Here is an 18,140-nt window from a genome sequence, read left to right on the forward strand (position 1 = left end):
GGTATTTTGGCTGTTGATATTTAATCCTTTCATTTAGCTTTAGGTTATAGTAAAAAACACAATCAGATAAAATATGAATTATATCAAATCTATAGCATTAATGAGTCTGCTGCTGATGGGAATTACAGTAGCTGCTCAAAATCGAAAAATTGCAGTTGATACAATGGTAGTGACAAATCATACTACTACTATTGAAGGTCAAAAAGTTTCCTACAGCGCAACAACAGGAACTCAGCCCGTTTGGAATGAAAAGGGCGAGCCAGACGCTACACTATTTTATACTTATTATAAAAGAACAGATGTGCAAGATAAAAACCGACCGCTTTTGATTTCTTTTAATGGTGGTCCGGGTTCTGCTTCAGTATGGATGCATGTGGCCTATACTGGTCCTAAAATATTAAATATCGATGCAGAAGGTTATCCTGTTCAGCCTTATGGCTTTCATGAAAACCCACATTCTATTTTAGATGTGGCGGATATTGTTTTTGTTAATCCTGCAAATACTGGCTATTCTCGTACCATTCCGGAAACGGGTAAAGAGGTAAACAGAGATAAATTTTTTGGAGTAAATGCTGATATTAAATACCTGGCAGAATGGCTAAACACTTTTGTAAGCCGTCATGAAAGATGGACTTCCCCTAAGTATTTAATAGGAGAGAGTTATGGCGGTACGCGTGTATCGGGTTTAGCTTTAGCTCTTCAAGAGCAACAATGGATGTATTTAAACGGGGTTATCTTGGTTTCTCCAGCAGATTATAAAGCCATCAATTCAGACAGTCCGGTTTCATCGGTAGTGAACTTCCCATATTTTACCGCTGCAGCTTGGCACCATGGGGTATTACCAGAAGCTCTTCAATCGAAAGACCTATTGGAAATTTTACCAGAATCAGAAGATTTTGCTATCAATAGCTTAATGCCAGCTCTAGCAAAAGGAGGATTTCTTTCTCAAAAAGAAAAGGAAACCATAGCGGAAAAGATGTCTTATTATTCAGGCCTATCAGAAGAATCGATATTGCAACACAATTTGGATGTACCTACTAGCTTTTTCTGGAAAGAGTTATTGCGTGATGAAAAGGGCTATACAATTGGTCGCTTAGATTCACGTTATTTAGGAATAGATAAAACAGAAGCAGGTGTTTCTCCTGATTATAGTGCTGAGCTCACTTCTTGGCTACATTCCTTCACACCCGCAATCAATTCCTACATCAGAGAAGAATTAAAATTCAAGACGGATATTAAATACAATATGTTTGGGTCCGTTTATCCTTGGGATTTTGAAAATAATAATACTCGTGATAATCTAAGAAAAGCCATGGCTGAAAATCCATATTTAAATGTGATGTTCCAAACGGGTTATTACGATGGCGCAACTACCTATTTCAACTCGAAATATACCATGTGGCAGATTGACCCAAGTGGCAAAATGAAAGATCGAATGAGCTTTAAAGGCTACAGAAGTGGACACATGATGTATTTGCGTAAAGCTGATTTAGAAACTGCGAATGATGATTTAAGAGAATTTATTAAAAATACCTTGCCAATGGGAAAATCGGCTAAGTATTGACTTAATAAAAAAGCCGATGAAATCTTCATCGGCTTTTAAATACCATATTATTATTTATATCTAATTAAATTAACCCCACAAATATTCCATAGTATATGGAGATCCTTCTTGAGTCCAGAAGCTACCATCTACGAATCGGTAGTTGGTATCTGTCAGGCTGATTTTGTTCACTTCATCTTCTGTTAAATTAATTTCAGCTGCTTCCAGGTTTTGCTTAATTCTACCCGCATTGGTTGATTTTGGAATAACTGATATTCCTCTATTTAGAGCAAATGCAATCAAGATCTGCGCAGGCGTTTTTTCATATTTTCCAGCAATTTCTTTAACTGCTTCTAATTCAAATAAGTTAGGCTCATCATCCTTTTTCATTTGACTAGCTCTATCTTTTGAACCTAATGGGGAATAAGCAGTAACTAATATATCATGCTCTTGGCAATAACTCACTAAATCCTCCTGCACCAAATGAGGATGGAGTTCAACCTGATTCATTTCTACCTTTATAGAAGCATTTTTATTTATTCTTTCTAAATTTTTGATATTGAAGTTGGCTACTCCAATATGTTTGCTTAAACCTTTTTCTACAAGCTTTTCCATGGCAGTCCAAGTTTTTTCGATAGGGGCAACCTCAGCACTTAAGAAGTCATCACCACTTTTTGGAAATTGAGATTCAGGTTTTTGAGCAATAGGCCAGTGCATTAAATATAAATCCAGATAGTCTAATTGAAGGTCTTTTAAAGTTTGCTGTAATCCAGCCTCTACATCTTCAGGTAAATGCGCATTATTCCATAATTTTGAAGTGATAAAAATTTCATCTCTTGTGCATAAGCCCTGATCAAATGCTTCTTTCAAAGCGTCTCCTATTTCTTTTTCATTTCCATATATATATGCACAATCAATATGTCTATAGCCTGCTTTTATAGCTTCTAATACGGCATTGTAAACTTCACCTGGCTCAGACTTCCAAGTCCCAAGTCCTAAAGCAGGTAATATGTCTCCATTTCTAAAAGTTAATATTTTCATAAAAGTGATTCGTTTTGTTTACTACAATTTATATACTGATTCACAGCGTGAATGTTGAAAATAATCTCATTTAATAAGAGATTGATATTTTGTATTAAATCGTATTTATTACATGAATCTTAGTCTTGTTTAGGGAATTTTAAGAAAGCTTAAACGTATTTTCATTTGTTTTTAATGTATATACATGTATAGGGTAAGAATTTAGTATTCAGTATTTTAAATGAATTAATTGATATTGATTGGATTTTCGCATCTTCTACAGCATTATTATTTTACTCTAATTTTTTAGCTTTTAGTTACATGGAGCGTCTAATTTAATGAGCTTAATCGTGGGAAAAAGTTCAACAGTATCGTTATTTATAATTTTTCTAAATTAGCTGATAAAGCAACCTGCAAAAACTTTTAAAATACTGTTTATCAGTTATTTAACCCCTTATTTTTAATTCTGTATAATAAAAGGCTAAATTTGTGTAGTAAATGTATTTGAAATAATGGCTTTGGGCAGTAGATTTGTAGCCAATTAATAATTGGTGTTCCCAGATGCTAAATGAACAAATAAATATGTCCTTGAAAACGTATATTACTCGCTTATCTTTTATAGCATTCCTACTAGTGAGTTTCTTATCATTGCCAAATCATGCTTTTTCGCAGGCAGATGAATTACCTACAAGTGAAGAAGCTATTGCAAATGGTGAAGAATTATTCAATGGTAATTGTGCTGTTTGTCACCAGGTCCAAAATAAAATGGTTGGTCCTGCGCTTAAAAATGTTTACGAAAGAAGAGATATTCCTTGGTTAATTGGTTTTATCAAGAATTCTCAGAAAGTAATTCAGAGCGGTGATGAATACGCTGTTAACCTTTACAATGAATACGGTAAAACAGTAATGCCTAGTTTTTCTTACTTCGCAGATGAAGAAATTAAGAACATCTTAGGTTATATCAAATATCAAACTGATAATCCACCACAAGCAGCAACTGCTGATGCAGCTACTGCTGATGGTGAAGCTGCAACTGCAGGTGGGGGAGGCATTCCTTCAGAATACTTAACCATTATTATTGTTGGTTTTGTAATTGTTTTAGTACTGATTCTCATCGTCTTAGTACTTATTGTTACAGTACTAACTCGTTTCATCAATCAGAAGGAAGATATTGATGATAGAGATAAGGAGTATGTAAATCAAAAAGTTAATTTCAATCAATTAGTAAGAAGCAATGGTTTCTTGTTCTTTGTTATATTTATATTCACAGCAATTGTTGCCAAAACAGTAATTGATGGTTTATATACAGTTGGTGTACAACAAGGTTATCAACCAACACAACCAATTGCATTCTCTCACGAAATCCATGCTGGACAGTACGAAATCGAATGCCAATATTGCCATACCGGTGTTATGATTAGTAAGAGTGCCAATATTCCTTCAGCGAATATCTGTATGAACTGTCACTCAGCTATTAAAACTGAATCAAAAGAAATTGCTAAAATTTATAAAGCAATTGATTATAATCCTGAAACTGGAGAGTATGGTGATAATGTGAAGCCTATAGAGTGGGTAAGAGTTCACAATCTTCCAGATTTAGCTTATTTTAATCACTCTCAACACGTTAATGTGGGTGAAATTGAGTGTCAAACTTGTCATGGCCCTATTGAGGAAATGGCTGTTGTAAAGCAATGGAATACATTAACAATGGGATGGTGTATAAACTGTCACAGAGAAACTAAAGTAAATGCTAAGGGAAATGCATATTACGATGACTTAGTAAAAGCTCATGATGGTGGCGACTTAAAAGTTGTTGACATAGGTGGTTTAGAGTGTTCTAAGTGTCATTATTAATTAAAAGAATTTAATCGACTTCATTAATCATAGATATGAGTGATCAAAAAACATATTGGAAAGGAACTGAACAATTAACGAATGATCCGTCATTTGTTAAAAATGCGGAAAAGGAATTTCCTGAGTACTTACCAATCAATGATAAAAAAGAATCTAATGGAGGAAATACTTCCAGGAGAGATTTCTTAAAAATGATGGGGTTTGGTGTGGCAGCAGCTTCTTTAGCGGCTTGTGAAGCACCTGTAAGAAAAGCAATCCCTTATTTAAATAAACCGGTTGATGTAGATCCGGGTATTCCTAATTACTATGCCTCTACGTATTCAGTAGGTGGTGATTATGCTAGTGTTGTAGTTAAGACTAGAGAAGGAAGACCTATCAAAATTGAAGGAAACAAAAAATCTTCTATCACTCAAGGCGGTGTTAATGCTCAGGTAGAAGCTTCAGTTCTTTCATTATACGATCAAGAGAGATTAAGAGGGCCATTAAAAGAAGGTAAAAATACTGACTGGGCTACTTTAGATAAAGAAGTTACTAGTCAGCTTCAAGCGATTAGTGATGCAGGAGGACAAATCAGAATTGTATCTAATACAGTAAATTCTCCTTCTACTTTAAAAGCGATTGAAGAATTAGCAGCTAAATATGGAAATACAGAGCACATCATGTATGATTCTGTATCTCAAAATGGAATGTTAGCAGCTAATGAGGCTATGTTCGGACTAAGAGCTGTGCCTTCATATGATTTCAGTAAAGCAAAAACTATCGTAAGTTTTGGTGCTGATTTCTTAGGTACTTGGGTTTCTCCAATCGAACACACTAAGCAATATAGTAAAACTAGAAAGGTTAATGCTGAGAATAAAAACATGTCTCGTCATTACCAATTTGAAAGTAATCTTTCATTAACTGGTTCTAATGCAGATTATAGAACGCCAATCAAACCTTCTCAAGAAGGATTAGCAGTCGCTGCTTTATTCAATGAAGTAGCAAAGTTAACTGGTAATAGTGGTGTTTCTGCTACTAAAGTTGATGTAGCGAATATTGCAAAAGCAGCAAAAGATTTAGTAGCAGCAAAAGGAAATTCAATTGTAGTTTCTGGTTCAAATGATGCAGATGTTCAAATGTTAGTGAACGGTATCAATAACATGCTAAATAATTACGGTACTACCATTGACCTAGCGCATTACTCAAATGCAAGAAAAGGTAATGAGGCAGATTTCAATCAAATGATTAAGGATGCTAATTCTGGTAGTATAAAAGCAGTTATCTTCTATAACGCCAATCCTGTTTATGATTCAGGAATGGGAGAGGAGTTAACAAAAGCTTTATCTAAAGTTTCTTTAACAGTTTCTACTTCTGACAGAAAAGATGAAACCGCAGCTATAGTAAAATATGTAGCTCCAGATCATCACTTCTTAGAGTCATGGAATGATGCAGAACCAAAAATAGGAGAGTTAAGCTTAGCACAGCCTACTATTTCACCATTATTCAAAACTCGCCAAGCTCAGGACAGTTTCCTTACTTGGTCAGGTAACAAACAAGAATACTATAACTTCTTAAGAAAGAATTGGGAAGATGCTCACTATACTGGTCAAGAGCCAACATTTGACATCTTCTGGGATAAAGTATTATATGATGGTGTATTCACTTATGATTTAGAAAGTAATGAGTTAAGCACCCAAGATGTTAACTTTTCTGCAGTTGCATCGAGAATAAATAAAAATTATAAGCCAAATAACACAGGTTTAGAAGTAGCACTTTACCAAAAAGTATCTATTGGAGATGGTCGTCAGGCAAATAACCCGTGGTTACAAGAATTACCTGATCCAATTTCAAAAGCAACTTGGGATAACTATGCTACTATCTCTCAAAAAATGGCTAATGAGTTAGGTATTAAGATTTTTGAAGGTAAAACTTCGTTAATCAAACTTAACATTAATGGCCAATCAATGGAAGTTCCTGCATTAGTTCAGCCAGGTCAAGCAAATGGCACTATCGGTCTAGCTTTAGGTTACGGTAGAAAAATGGCAGGAAAAGTAGCCAATGGTGTTGGATTTGATGTGTATCCTTTAGTAGGAAGCTTAAATGGAGCTAATTATTATGCTGTAACTTCAGGTGTTAATGTTGAAGGAACGGCAGGTGATTACCAATTAGCTCAAACTCAGACTCACCAAACCTTCATGGGTCGTGAGACTGTAATTCAAGAGGCTTTATTAGAGGACTATAAGAAAAAGGATTGGACAAGAGATTTCCAACCTCATATTGAAACCAGTAAAGGAAAAGTAAAACCATCTAAGTTAACACTTTGGAATGGTCACAAATATAATAACCACCATTGGGGATTAGCAATTGACTTGAATTCATGTACAGGTTGCGCTGCATGTACAATTGCATGTCAATCAGAAAATAACATTCCGGTTGTTGGTAAAGAAGAGGTAGTAATGAGAAGAGATATGCAGTGGATGCGTGTTGACCGTTACTATAGCTCTGATGCGGCTCCGGATGATACTGCAGGATTAGAGAAAGCAGCTGAAAATCCAGAGGTTACTTTCCAACCAATGATGTGTCAGCATTGTAATAATGCACCTTGTGAAACGGTATGTCCAGTTGCGGCAACTACCCACAGTTCAGAAGGTCTTAATCAAATGACTTATAACAGATGTGTGGGTACAAGATATTGTGCTAACAACTGTCCTTATAAAGTAAGAAGATTCAACTGGTTCAAATACCATGATAATACTAAGTTCGATAAGAACATGGCCATGAATAATGACCTAGGTAAAATGGTATTAAACCCAGATGTAACGGTTCGTTCTCGTGGAGTTATGGAAAAATGCTCTATGTGTATTCAAAGAATCCAGGCTGGTAAGTTAAAAGCTAAGAAAGAGAAGAGACAAATCGAAGATAAAGATGTGAATACGGCTTGTGCTTCAGCTTGTCCTTCTGATGCTATCGTTTTCGGAGACTTGAATAATGAAAACTCTGCAATTTCTAAATACTTGAAATTGAAAGAGCGTAATGACGAACCAATTAAAGAGGTGAATGAAGAGCGTGCCTACCATGTGTTGGAAGAGTTACGTGTAGCACCTAACGTTTGGTACATGACCAAAATTAGAAATAAAGATAAAGTAAATACTAAGGCTTAATTTAATAAAGTAGCAATATGGAAGTCACTTCACCAGTAAGAGAAGTATTAGTAACAGGAAATAAGACATATCATGATGTATCTCATGATATCTGTAGGCACGTAGAGGCTAAGCCAAATCCGAAATGGATGACGGCAATGGTAGTTTCTTTGGGTGCATTATTTACAGGAGGTTACGCATTAGCGATTACCCTTTGGGATGGAATCGGAATGTGGGGTCTTAATAAAACTGTAGGATGGGCATGGGATATCACCAACTTCGTATGGTGGGTTGGTATCGGTCACGCAGGAACCTTGATTTCTGCCGTTCTACTTTTATTCCGTCAGAAATGGAGAACTTCAATTAACAGAGCAGCAGAGGCGATGACTATTTTCGCAGTAATCTGTGCCTTATTGTTCCCATTAATTCATACAGGAAGACCATGGTTAAGTTTTTATTGGTTCGTTCCAATTCCAAATACTTGGGGGTCATTATGGGTTAACTTCCATTCTCCATTACTATGGGATTTCTTCGCCATTTCAACTTATTTCTCAGTTTCTTTAGTATTCTGGTATATTGGTTTGATTCCTGACTTTGCTACTATAAGAGACAGAGCAACTAACAAAATTTCTAAAGCGATATACGGAGCATTAAGTTTTGGATGGGATGGAGCTGCTAAAACATGGCAGAGATATGAAACGGTTTCATTAGTATTAGCAGGTCTTGCTACACCTTTAGTACTTTCAGTTCACACCATTGTATCCTTTGACTTTGCTACTTCAGTAATTCCAGGGTGGCATACCACTATCTTCCCTCCATATTTCGTTGCAGGGGCGATTTTCTCAGGTTTTGCCATGGTACTAACCTTAATGTTGGTAACAAGAAAAGTTTATAATCTAGAAGACTACATTACGATCAATCATATTGAGTTAATGAACATCATTATCATGATTACAGGTTCTATTGTAGGGGTAGCCTACATTACAGAGCTTTTCATGGCTTGGTATTCAGGTGTTCAGTATGAGCAATATGCTTTCTTAAACAGAGCTACTGGTCCTTACTGGTGGGCATATTGGTCAATGATGACTTGTAATGTGATTTCACCTCAGTTATTCTGGTTTAAGAAAATTAGAACAAGCTTAGTAGCTACATTCATACTATCTATTGTAGTAAATATTGGTATGTGGTTCGAGCGTTTTGTAATTATTGTAACCTCTCTGCATAGAGATTACCTTCCATCATCATGGGCAATGTTTAGCCCAACTATTTATGATATGGGGATCTACCTATTCAGTTTTGGGTTATTCTTTACACTGTTCTTCTCTTTTGCTAAATTCTTCCCAGTGATTAATATGGCAGAGGTAAAATCAGTATTGAAATCTAGTTCAGGTGAAATTGAAAACAAGAAATAATTATGGAAAGCGGTAAAAACTTTATCGTAGGAATCTTTGATGATGAATCAGTATTATTAAATGCTGTTAAAAAGGTTCGTGGAAGCGATGTAAATATTCATGAGTGTTATACGCCATATCCTGTTCATGGTTTAGATGATGAATTAGGATATAAGCGTTCCAGAATTTCCATAGCTGCCTTCTTGTTTGGTATCACAGGTACCTGCTTGGCTTTCTTAATGATGATCTATATGATGGGAATTGACTGGCCAATGATTATCGGAGGTAAAGATTATATAGCAATACCTTCTTTCGTACCTGTAGGTTTTGAGGTAACAGTATTATTAGCTGCTTTTGGTATGGTAGGTACTTTCTTTGTAATCAGTAACCTTAAACCTTACGGAAAGCCAAGAATATATGATATTCGAAGCACTGATGATAAGCATGTTATGGCAATCGATTTAGCTAAGAATTCAAAATCAGCAGATGAATTAAATGCTATTTTGAAAGAATCAGGCGCTATAGAAATAAACGAAAAGAAATTTTAAGTTGAATTATCAAATGATGAATACAAATAAAATATTTCAAATCATTTTCTTAGGCTTCGTAACTGTGGTTCTAGTTAGCTGTAAAGCTGGTAAAGATGAACCTGGCTTAGAGTACGCACCAAATATGTACCATGCAGTTTCTTATGAGCCATTAACTCAAATAACGGATAAAGAACAAGGAGCATGGGTTTCATCAGATGATGATGAATATGGAGAGTATTTCAACTCAAATCCTAATAACCCATTTGGTATGACTATGAGAGAGCCTGTAAGTAATACAGTTCCAAGAAGTGAAAATGGAATGTTACCTTACAGATTACATAAGGATAGCCTTGATCTGGCTGCTAGAATCCTAGAAAATCCACTTCCGAATAATGAAGCAGTTGTTGCAGAGGGTAAAGTACTTTATACTAAGTATTGTACACACTGTCATGGTGAAAATGGAGGTGGTTCAATGGATGAAACTGCCAAAGTAGGACAAGTTTACCAAGGTGTGCCAGCATACAATACAGGTAGAGTAGCTACAGTTTCAGGCGGTCACATTTTCCATGTAATTACACATGGAAAAGGAAGAATGGGGGCTCACGGATCACAAGTGCTGCAAGAAGATAGATGGAAGATTGTACGCTATGTACAAACATTACAAAAACAAGATTAATAACACAGTTTTAAGATAATTTATCATGGCTGAAGAACAATTTCAATTTACTGCAAAGGCAAAAAAGACACTCTCTATTTTAGCTGTTGTAGGTGTGGTTTTACTGATATTAGGTATTTTTTCTGCAAGCTCAAATAGTCATGCTGACGAAGCAGGGCATTCTGAAGGTACTGAGCAGGTAGCTGAATCACATGGTGACGAAGCACATGCTTCCGAAGGTGCTCATGCTGAAGAAGGACATGCAGAAGAAGGTCACGGATATCACTGGTCTAAAAGAATTTTCGCTAATCTATGGATTAACAATATGTATTTCGTAGGCCTTGCTTTGTTAGGAGTATTTTTTGTCGCAATTCAATATGTTGCACAAGCAGGATGGTCTGCAGCACTAATTAGAATTCCAATGTCTTTTGGAAACTGGTTGCCGATCGGTTTTATCTTAACTTTAGGTATATTCCTAATCGGAGGTCATGATATTTTCCACTGGACACATGAATATCTTTATGATGTGAATGATCCTAGATACGATTCGATCATTGCTGGAAAAGAGGGATATTTAAATACTCCTTTCTTTTTAATAAGAATGGCAGTTTATTTTGTGGTTTGGTTCTTAATGTTCAGATGGATCAGAAAAAAATCTTTGGAAGAAGATTTAAATGGTGGTGAAAGCTACTATTATAAATTAAGAGGTATTTCAGCTGGATTTATTGTTTTCTTTGCTGTTACTTCATCTACTTCAGCATGGGATTGGATTTTATCAATTGATACACACTGGTTCTCCACAATGTTCGGCTGGTATGTATTTGCTTCTTGGTGGGTTACTGCTTTAGCGGCCATTACATTAATAACAGTAATATTGAAAGAACAAGGATACTTAAAAGTTGTAACTACTGGAGTATTACATGACTTAGGTAAGTTTGTATTTGCCTTCTCAATTTTTTGGACATACATCTGGTTCTCTCAGTTTATGTTAATCTATTATTCTAACATTCCGGAAGAAACAGTTTACTTCATCGAAAGACTTTCAAGTGATCATTACAGTATTGTATTTTTTGTGAATCTTATTTTGAACTTCTTCTTTCCATTTTTGGTTTTCATGCCAAGAGATTCAAAAAGACATACAGTTTTCTTGAAGATCGTTACAATAATTGTTTTAATCGGTCATTGGTTTGATTTTTACTTAATGGTAACACCAGCGGTATTAAAAGAAAATGGAGGTTTTGGATTACTTGAAATTGGAATGGCAATCATTTTTGGTGTAGCCTTCTTATTTGTAGCCTTAACTAGTTTATCTAAATATCCGCTTCTTGCTAAGAATCATCCAATGTTGAAAGAAGCAGAACATCATCACGTATTTTAATTTAATTAAGTAACAGTAAATTATATGTTCAATTTAGCTATAGGTTTAGGAGTAGTACTTTTATTAGCAATCTTGTTCTTAATTTTCAGGATTTCTTCTTTGATAAAAGTAGCAAAGGGAGACACCGGTAAAATTGCAACTGGATCTAATAAAATTAATGGAGCTTTATTTATGCTCTTCTTAATTGGTGGGGGATTTCTATTCTTCTGGTATTCATTTAAAGAATTCGATAACTACAATCTACCAGTTGCTTCAGAGCACGGTTCAGAATATGAATTCATGTTCTGGATTACCATGGCAGTAACAGGTGTTGTTTTCGTATTAACACAAATTTTACTTTTTTACTTCTCTTGGAAATACCAATATAAGGAAGATTCTAAGGCACTTTTTTATCCTGAAAACAATAAATTAGAAGTTATATGGACTTTTGTTCCTGCTGTAGTTTTAGCAATACTTGTTTTCACTGGATGGAGAGTATGGACTGATGTTACAGCTCCTGCGCCAGAAAATACAAACAATATTGAAATTATGGGTTACCAATTTGCTTGGGGTGTTCGTTATCCGGGTGCTGACGGTGAATTAGGTAATACAGATTATAGAGTAATCGAGGCCGTAAATAGCTTTGGTATTGATTTCAACGATAAAGCATCTTATGATGATTTTATACCTAGAGAAATGCATATACCAAAAGGAGAGCCTGTTACTTTTAATATTAGAGCAAGAGATGTGTTACATAGTGTTTTTGCACCTCATTTTAGGTTAAAGATGGATGCAGTTCCAGGGATGCCTACTTCATTTACTTTTACAGCTAGTAAAACTACTGAAGAAATGAGAGAGGAATTAAATGATCCTGAATTTAACTATGAAATAGCTTGTACTGAGATTTGTGGTAGAGGTCATTATTCAATGAGGTTAACTCTAATTGTTGATGAACCTGAAGATTACAAAAAATGGTATGCAGAACAGGAATCATTTTTAAAGCAGAATCCTGAGTATTTAACAAAAGTTCCTTCTGAGCTAAAAGAATTAGCACTTTTGAAAACAGGAATTGATAACAAAGAGTTAGACTAGAAATTTAAATTATAAAGTTATGTCAACAGCGGCAGAAGTAAATATTAGCCAAGATGTTCACCATGATGAGCATCATGAGCACGAACAAAGCTTTATCTCAAAATATATTTTCACTACCGATCATAAAATGATTGGTAAGCAATTCCTTATAACTGGTATCTTATGGGGGTTAATAGGGGTTGGAATGTCAGTAATATTTCGACTTCAATTAGGATTTCCAGAAATGGATTTAGGCTTTTTGAAACCAATATTAGGAGGGTGGATTTCTGAACAAGGAAAATTAGATCCTGAATTCTATTTAGCATTGGTTACTATGCATGGTACCATTATGGTATTCTTTGTATTAACTGCGGGATTGAGTGGTACCTTTAGTAATTATTTAATTCCACTTCAAATTGGTGCACGTGATATGGCATCAGGATTTATGAATATGTTATCATACTGGTTCTTTTTCTTGTCTAGTGTCGTAATGATGTCCTCAATTTTTATTGAAACTGGTCCTGCTGGTGGTGGATGGGTAGTTTACCCGCCATTAAGTGCTTTGCCACAAGCTATTCAAGGTTCAGGATTAGGGATGACAATGTGGTTAGTAGCCATGGTATTCTTTATTGTTTCAATGTTATTAGGTGGTATTAACTACATCACTACTGTTATTAACTTGAGAACAGAAGGAATGTCATTCTCAAGATTGCCTTTAACAATATGGGCGTTCTTCTTAACTGCTGTAATTGGTTTATTATCATTCCCAGTTTTATTTGCTGCTGCTTTATTATTGGTATTTGATAGAAGTTTCGGTACTTCTTTCTATTTATCTGATATTTATATAGGTGGTGAAGCATTACCAAATATGGGAGGTAGTCCTATTTTGTATCAGCATTTATTCTGGTTCTTAGGGCACCCTGAGGTATATATTGTATTATTACCAGCTTTAGGTATTACATCTGAAATTATAGCGACTAATTCTAGAAAACCAATTTTCGGTTACAGAGCGATGATTGGTTCTATGTTAGGTATTACAGTACTTTCATTCGTAGTATGGGCACACCATATGTTCGTTTCAGGATTGAATCCTTTCTTAGGGTCAGTTTTCATGTTCTTAACATTAATTATTGCCATTCCATCTGCTGTTAAAGTTTTTAATTACTTAACCACTCTTTGGAAAGGTAACATCATATTTACACCTGCTACGTTGTTCTCTATTGGTCTAGTATCATTCTTTATATCAGGAGGTTTAACAGGTATTTTCTTAGGAAACTCTGTAATTGATATTCAATTACACGATACTTATTTTGTAGTGGCTCACTTCCACCTTGTAATGGGTAGTTTATCAATCTTTGGGCTATTAGCTGGTGTTTACCATTGGTTCCCTAAAATGTTTGGTAGAATGATGGATGAGAGATTAGGTTATATACACTTCTGGTTGACTTTTGTTGGGGTATATATGATCTTCTTCCCGATGCACTACATTGGTATTGCTGGTTTCCCAAGAAGATATTATTCTTGGACAAACTTTGATGCTTTCAGTAGCTACACTGACTTAAATATGTTCGTTACAATTGCAGCGATTGTTACTGTAGCAGCTCAATTCATTTTCTTATTCAACTTCTTCTACTCAATGTATAGAGGTAGAAAGGCAGTTCAGAATCCTTGGAGATCAAATACCTTAGAGTGGACTACACCAGTTAATCCTGGTCATGGTAACTGGCCTGGTGAGATTCCAAAAGTTTACAGATGGCCATACGATTACAGTAAGCCAGGTGCTAAAGAGGATTTTATTCCTCAAACTGTACCTTTATCTGAAACTCCAGAGTCTAATTTAGATCATGAGGTTGAATTAGCAAAGAAGGAAGTTGTTGATAAAACAGCTGATGCAAAGGCAAACGCATAAAACTAATCATTTCATAAACAGCTATTACCGTAAGCTAGTAACAGTTACGGTAATAGCTGTTTATCTTTTAATCCTAGCCGGAGGTATTGTACGAAGTACAGGTTCGGGTATGGGATGTCCTGATTGGCCAAAATGTTTTGGCCAATGGGTTCCACCTACTTCGGAGGGACAATTACCTGAAGGTTACAGAGATTTTTATGCTGATTACAGGCATGAAAAGAATGTAAAATTTGCAAATTATCTAGAGGTATTTGGATATGCTGAAATCGGTAAGGCTATTTTGGCTGATGAGTCTATTAAGAATGAAGCTGAGTTTAATGCTTCTAAAACATGGACAGAATATGTAAATAGATTATTAGGAGCTGTAGTAGGTTTTCTTATACTATTGTGTGTTGTAGGTTCATTCAAATATTGGAAAAAGAAGAGATCAATTGTAGTTTTATCAGTTGCTTCATTAATCTTAGTTTTATTTCAAGGCTGGATCGGATCGGTTGTGGTATCTACTAATTTATTATCATGGCTCATCACTACCCATATGGTTATAGCTTTAGTAATATTGGCAGTACTAACGGCTCTTTATTTTGTTGTAAATGGTTATAAATCATCTGCTTCAAATAATAGAATTGAGCAAAAGAATAGAGTTACTTCTGTATTAGTCATTGCTATGATCATGATTCTAGTACAAGTAATATTGGGAACTCAGGTTAGGGAATCATTAGATATTGTTTCAAACCAATTAGGTGAGGCTTTAAGAGGAAGTTGGATAGAAGGTTTAGGTTTGGAGTTTTACGTACATAGATCTTTTTCTATTGCGATTGCAATTATTCATGGTTATTTATTGTATTTACTGTTTAAGCAAAGAAAATCTTTTACTTCTTTACTTAGAAATACTAAAATACTAATGACACTAATCATTTTGGAAATATTATCGGGAACTATTATGGCTTATTTTGCGATTCCATTTTGGGCGCAACCCATTCATTTAGTTCTTGGAAGTATGATTTTCGGAATGCAATTTTTTATATTTTTGCAGCTAGTTTTTAGTGAGCAAAAACAGAATAAATCAGAGTATGCAATATCATAGCTCACAAAATATATCTATAACTCATTTGATGCTTAGCTATCTAAAGAATCTATTTGTTTTATTAAAACCAAGGTTAAGCTTTTTAGTGGCTTTTTCATCTGCCTTTGGTTATGTGTTAGGCTTTAGTGGTAGTGGCATTAATTACGTTACTTTAAGCTTTTTATCATTAGGAGGATTTTTAGTTTCAGGATCTGCAGTAATTATAAATCAGATTATTGAAATCGAGTATGATAAAAAGATGGATAGGACTAAAAACAGACCCTTACCAACTGGTAAAATATCAAAACAAGAGGCTATTGTTTTTGCAATTTTAGTTGGTATCATAGGACTAGGTTTATTATTTATTTACACCAATGTTTTAACTACAATCTTATCCTTATCATCCTTAATATTATATAGTTTTGTATATACACCATTAAAAAGAGTTGGGCCTATTGCAGTATTTGTGGGAGCACTTCCAGGGGCTCTACCTCCTTTGTTAGGTTGGGTAGCAGCTACTAATGATTTTAGCATTGAAGGTTGGATTATCTTCGGAATTCAATTCATTTGGCAATTTCCTCACTTTTGGGCGATTGCATGGGTTGCTGACGATGATTATAAAAAAGCTGGCTTTAAACTTTTGCCTTCAGGAGGAAAAAAAGATTTGAATACAGCGATTCAGATTATGATATATACTTTGTTTTTAATTCCGTTAGGATTACTTCCAACATTATTTGGAGTTACGGGTATATATTCTGCACTAGTTGCAACTATATGTGGAGTACTGTTTTTAAGCCAAACATTTTATTTAATGAAAGAATGCAGTAAAGAAGCTGCTTTAAAAATAATGTTTGGATCATTTTTGTACTTACCTATAGTTCAACTGGCTTATTTACTAGATAAAATTTAATAATGGATACTACTATTAATAAAGAACAAGATTTAAGGCCAAGTATAAAGATACTTTCAATGCACCCATTGAAGTTTGCATTGTGGTTATTTATTGTTACTATAGTAATGATATTTGCGGCACTAACGAGTGCCTATATAGTGCGTCAGTCTGAAGGTAATTGGCTAATATTCGATTTACCAACTGAATTTTTGATTAACACTATTATATTAGTAGCTAGTAGCGTAACTATGCATTTAGCTTATATGGCTGCAAAAAAAGATAATTTTAAGCAATTAAAATTATTTATGATCGTCACAGCTGCTTTATCAATTGCCTTTTTTATTGGCCAATTTGAAGCCTGGGGCGCTTTAGTGGATAGAGACGTGTATTTTGTGGGCAATCCTTCCGGATCATTTTTATATGTAATTTCAGGATTGCACGCATTTCATTTAATTTCAGGGCTGATTTTTATATTAATTATGTTATTTTCGGCTTTTAAATTAAAGGTTCATTCTAAAAATATGGTGAAAATGGAAATGTGTACTACATATTGGCACTTTTTAGATGGACTTTGGGTATATTTATATATATTTTTGTTGTTAAATCATTAATCCTATTTTGAACAGTTAAATTTATGGCAACTTCTGCAACAATTGATACTACTACGAAAAGCACTTGGGGAGGTGGAGTAGCCCCAATGAAGGCAAGTTATGGAAAGTTGATGATGTGGTTCTTCCTATTATCTGATGCTTTTTCATTCTCAGCTTTATTAATTACTTATGGTTTAATTCGTTATGCTCACCCTGCATATCAAGGAACGGTATCTGATTTTACTTTCAGTACTGAATATTGGCCGATACCAGAAATGGTATTTGAGGCTGTACCATTTTTACATGGTGTTCATGCTCCTTTAGTATTCGTAGGGATAATGACATTCATTTTGATCTTAAGTTCCGTTACTATGGTTTTAGCTGTGGAAGCTGGACATAGAATGGATAGAAAGAATGTTATTAAATGGATGCTTTGGACTATTATTGGTGGTTTAACATTCCTTGCTTGTCAGGCTTGGGAATGGAGTCACTTTATTCACGGTACTGCAGAAGGAACTGTAAATGCTATGGGTGAAACTATTTTCGGTGCTAATCTTACTGAGAATCAGTATGGACCTCCATTATTTGCATCTCTATTCTTCTTTATTACAGGTTTCCACGGATTCCATGTATTTAGTGGAGTAGTTATCAACTTCATTATATTCTTCAACGCTGTTGTAGGTACTTATGATAAAAGAGGACACTACGAAATGGTTGAGAAAACTGGACTTTATTGGCACTTTGTTGATTTAGTTTGGGTATTCGTATTTACACTTTTTTACTTGATTTAACGATTATAAAGATATGTCACACGAAGAAACTAATAATATTCAGGTAATTCCTGAAGACAAGGAAAAGACCAAGAAAATATGGAAAGTTGCTGGTATTTTAGCAGTAGTAACTTTAATTGAATTTGTGTTTGCATTTACATTACCAAGAGGTATTGTATTAGTATCTATATTCTTAGGACTAACAATTGTAAAAGCATTCTATATTGTTGCAGAATTTATGCACTTAAAGCATGAACAAAAAGCTTTAATCTGGTCAATTCTTATCCCTACTATATTAATTCTATGGTTAGTAGTAGCTTTAATGGTAGAAGGAAGTGCAATATTTAATATCAGAAATTAATTATACACAAAACTA

15 protein-coding genes are annotated in these 18,140 nt (G+C 34.7%); 14 read left to right on the forward strand and 1 reads right to left on the reverse strand.

Annotated features, from left to right (window positions below):
- The first annotated feature begins 73 nt into the window (after positions 1–73).
- Positions 74–1,564 (forward strand): S10 family peptidase, encoded by a 1,491-nt coding sequence (locus tag QYS47_RS05790; RefSeq protein ID WP_407660359.1) that lies wholly within the window; start codon positions 74–76, stop codon positions 1,562–1,564.
- Positions 1,565–1,633: 69 nt separating this feature from the next.
- Here QYS47_RS05790 and QYS47_RS05795 read toward each other — a convergent pair whose 3' ends face one another.
- Positions 1,634–2,584 carry an aldo/keto reductase gene (locus QYS47_RS05795; protein ID WP_322348016.1) on the reverse strand — a complete coding sequence of 317 codons (951 nt, stop codon included), beginning with the start codon at positions 2,582–2,584 and terminating at the stop codon, positions 1,634–1,636.
- Positions 2,585–3,145: 561 nt separating this feature from the next.
- Between QYS47_RS05795 and QYS47_RS05800 the strand changes: the two genes are divergently transcribed.
- From QYS47_RS05800 to QYS47_RS05860, 13 genes are read left to right on the forward strand one after another with little or no spacing between them, the layout of a single operon-like run.
- On the forward strand, positions 3,146–4,417 hold the full coding sequence (locus tag QYS47_RS05800; protein WP_302103859.1) for a c-type cytochrome: 1,272 nt from the start codon (positions 3,146–3,148) through the stop codon (positions 4,415–4,417).
- A 35-nt stretch (positions 4,418–4,452) separates the two neighbouring features.
- Positions 4,453–7,557, forward strand: a complete 3,105-nt coding sequence (locus QYS47_RS05805) for a TAT-variant-translocated molybdopterin oxidoreductase (protein ID WP_322348017.1) — start codon at positions 4,453–4,455, stop codon at positions 7,555–7,557.
- A 17-nt stretch (positions 7,558–7,574) separates the two neighbouring features.
- The gene (nrfD, locus tag QYS47_RS05810) at positions 7,575–8,948 is read left to right on the forward strand and encodes an NrfD/PsrC family molybdoenzyme membrane anchor subunit (protein ID WP_308357385.1); all 1,374 of its coding nucleotides are present in this window, start codon (positions 7,575–7,577) and stop codon (positions 8,946–8,948) included.
- Positions 8,949–8,950: 2 nt separating this feature from the next.
- Positions 8,951–9,475, forward strand: a complete 525-nt coding sequence (locus QYS47_RS05815) for a DUF3341 domain-containing protein (RefSeq protein WP_302103860.1) — start codon at positions 8,951–8,953, stop codon at positions 9,473–9,475.
- Positions 9,476–9,488: 13 nt separating this feature from the next.
- On the forward strand, positions 9,489–10,133 hold the full coding sequence (locus QYS47_RS05820; RefSeq protein ID WP_302103861.1) for a c-type cytochrome: 645 nt from the start codon (positions 9,489–9,491) through the stop codon (positions 10,131–10,133).
- Positions 10,134–10,158: 25 nt separating this feature from the next.
- A complete protein-coding gene (locus QYS47_RS05825; protein WP_308357384.1) occupies positions 10,159–11,490 on the forward strand; it encodes a quinol:cytochrome C oxidoreductase in 1,332 nt (443 codons plus the stop codon).
- A gap of 24 nt (positions 11,491–11,514) precedes the next feature.
- Positions 11,515–12,561: a cytochrome c oxidase subunit II gene (locus QYS47_RS05830; protein WP_308357383.1), complete on the forward strand. Its 1,047-nt coding sequence runs from the start codon at positions 11,515–11,517 to the stop codon at positions 12,559–12,561.
- Between the two features lie 19 nt (positions 12,562–12,580).
- On the forward strand, positions 12,581–14,449 hold the full coding sequence (locus QYS47_RS05835; RefSeq protein WP_308357382.1) for a cytochrome c oxidase subunit I: 1,869 nt from the start codon (positions 12,581–12,583) through the stop codon (positions 14,447–14,449).
- Entirely contained in the window at positions 14,430–15,533 is a 1,104-nt protein-coding gene (locus tag QYS47_RS05840) for a COX15/CtaA family protein (protein ID WP_322348018.1), read from the forward strand. The genes QYS47_RS05835 and QYS47_RS05840 overlap by 20 nt, the downstream gene beginning before the upstream one ends.
- Positions 15,520–16,422 carry a heme o synthase gene (gene cyoE, locus QYS47_RS05845; protein WP_322348019.1) on the forward strand — a complete coding sequence of 301 codons (903 nt, stop codon included), beginning with the start codon at positions 15,520–15,522 and terminating at the stop codon, positions 16,420–16,422. Before QYS47_RS05840 ends, cyoE begins: the two co-directional genes overlap by 14 nt.
- Positions 16,423–16,424: 2 nt before the next feature.
- Positions 16,425–17,015 carry a cytochrome c oxidase subunit 3 gene (locus QYS47_RS05850; RefSeq protein ID WP_322348020.1) on the forward strand — a complete coding sequence of 197 codons (591 nt, stop codon included), beginning with the start codon at positions 16,425–16,427 and terminating at the stop codon, positions 17,013–17,015.
- Positions 17,016–17,038: 23 nt separating this feature from the next.
- Positions 17,039–17,785 (forward strand): cytochrome c oxidase subunit 3, encoded by a 747-nt coding sequence (locus tag QYS47_RS05855; protein ID WP_308357378.1) that lies wholly within the window; start codon positions 17,039–17,041, stop codon positions 17,783–17,785.
- A 13-nt stretch (positions 17,786–17,798) separates the two neighbouring features.
- The gene (locus tag QYS47_RS05860) at positions 17,799–18,125 is read left to right on the forward strand and encodes a cytochrome C oxidase subunit IV family protein (RefSeq protein WP_308357377.1); all 327 of its coding nucleotides are present in this window, start codon (positions 17,799–17,801) and stop codon (positions 18,123–18,125) included.
- The last annotated feature ends 15 nt before the right edge of the window (positions 18,126–18,140 follow it).

It is taken from the genome of Marivirga arenosa (genome assembly GCF_030503875.2).
Taxonomy (GTDB): domain Bacteria; phylum Bacteroidota; class Bacteroidia; order Cytophagales; family Cyclobacteriaceae; genus Marivirga; species Marivirga arenosa.

Bases quoted from the DNA above. Each gene is read 5' to 3' on its own strand.
- QYS47_RS05790 (WP_407660359.1), top strand. From the start codon at position 74: ATGAATTATATCAAATCTATAGCATTAATGAGTCTGCTGCTGATGGGA.
- QYS47_RS05795 (WP_322348016.1), bottom strand. From the start codon at position 2,584: ATGAAAATATTAACTTTTAGAAATGGAGACATATTACCTGCTTTAGGA.
- QYS47_RS05800 (WP_302103859.1), top strand. From the start codon at position 3,146: ATGTCCTTGAAAACGTATATTACTCGCTTATCTTTTATAGCATTCCTA.
- QYS47_RS05805 (WP_322348017.1), top strand. From the start codon at position 4,453: ATGAGTGATCAAAAAACATATTGGAAAGGAACTGAACAATTAACGAAT.
- nrfD (WP_308357385.1), top strand. From the start codon at position 7,575: ATGGAAGTCACTTCACCAGTAAGAGAAGTATTAGTAACAGGAAATAAG.
- QYS47_RS05815 (WP_302103860.1), top strand. From the start codon at position 8,951: ATGGAAAGCGGTAAAAACTTTATCGTAGGAATCTTTGATGATGAATCA.
- QYS47_RS05820 (WP_302103861.1), top strand. From the start codon at position 9,489: ATGATGAATACAAATAAAATATTTCAAATCATTTTCTTAGGCTTCGTA.
- QYS47_RS05825 (WP_308357384.1), top strand. From the start codon at position 10,159: ATGGCTGAAGAACAATTTCAATTTACTGCAAAGGCAAAAAAGACACTC.
- QYS47_RS05830 (WP_308357383.1), top strand. From the start codon at position 11,515: ATGTTCAATTTAGCTATAGGTTTAGGAGTAGTACTTTTATTAGCAATC.
- QYS47_RS05835 (WP_308357382.1), top strand. From the start codon at position 12,581: ATGTCAACAGCGGCAGAAGTAAATATTAGCCAAGATGTTCACCATGAT.
- QYS47_RS05840 (WP_322348018.1), top strand. From the start codon at position 14,430: ATGCAAAGGCAAACGCATAAAACTAATCATTTCATAAACAGCTATTAC.
- cyoE (WP_322348019.1), top strand. From the start codon at position 15,520: ATGCAATATCATAGCTCACAAAATATATCTATAACTCATTTGATGCTT.
- QYS47_RS05850 (WP_322348020.1), top strand. From the start codon at position 16,425: ATGGATACTACTATTAATAAAGAACAAGATTTAAGGCCAAGTATAAAG.
- QYS47_RS05855 (WP_308357378.1), top strand. From the start codon at position 17,039: ATGGCAACTTCTGCAACAATTGATACTACTACGAAAAGCACTTGGGGA.
- QYS47_RS05860 (WP_308357377.1), top strand. From the start codon at position 17,799: ATGTCACACGAAGAAACTAATAATATTCAGGTAATTCCTGAAGACAAG.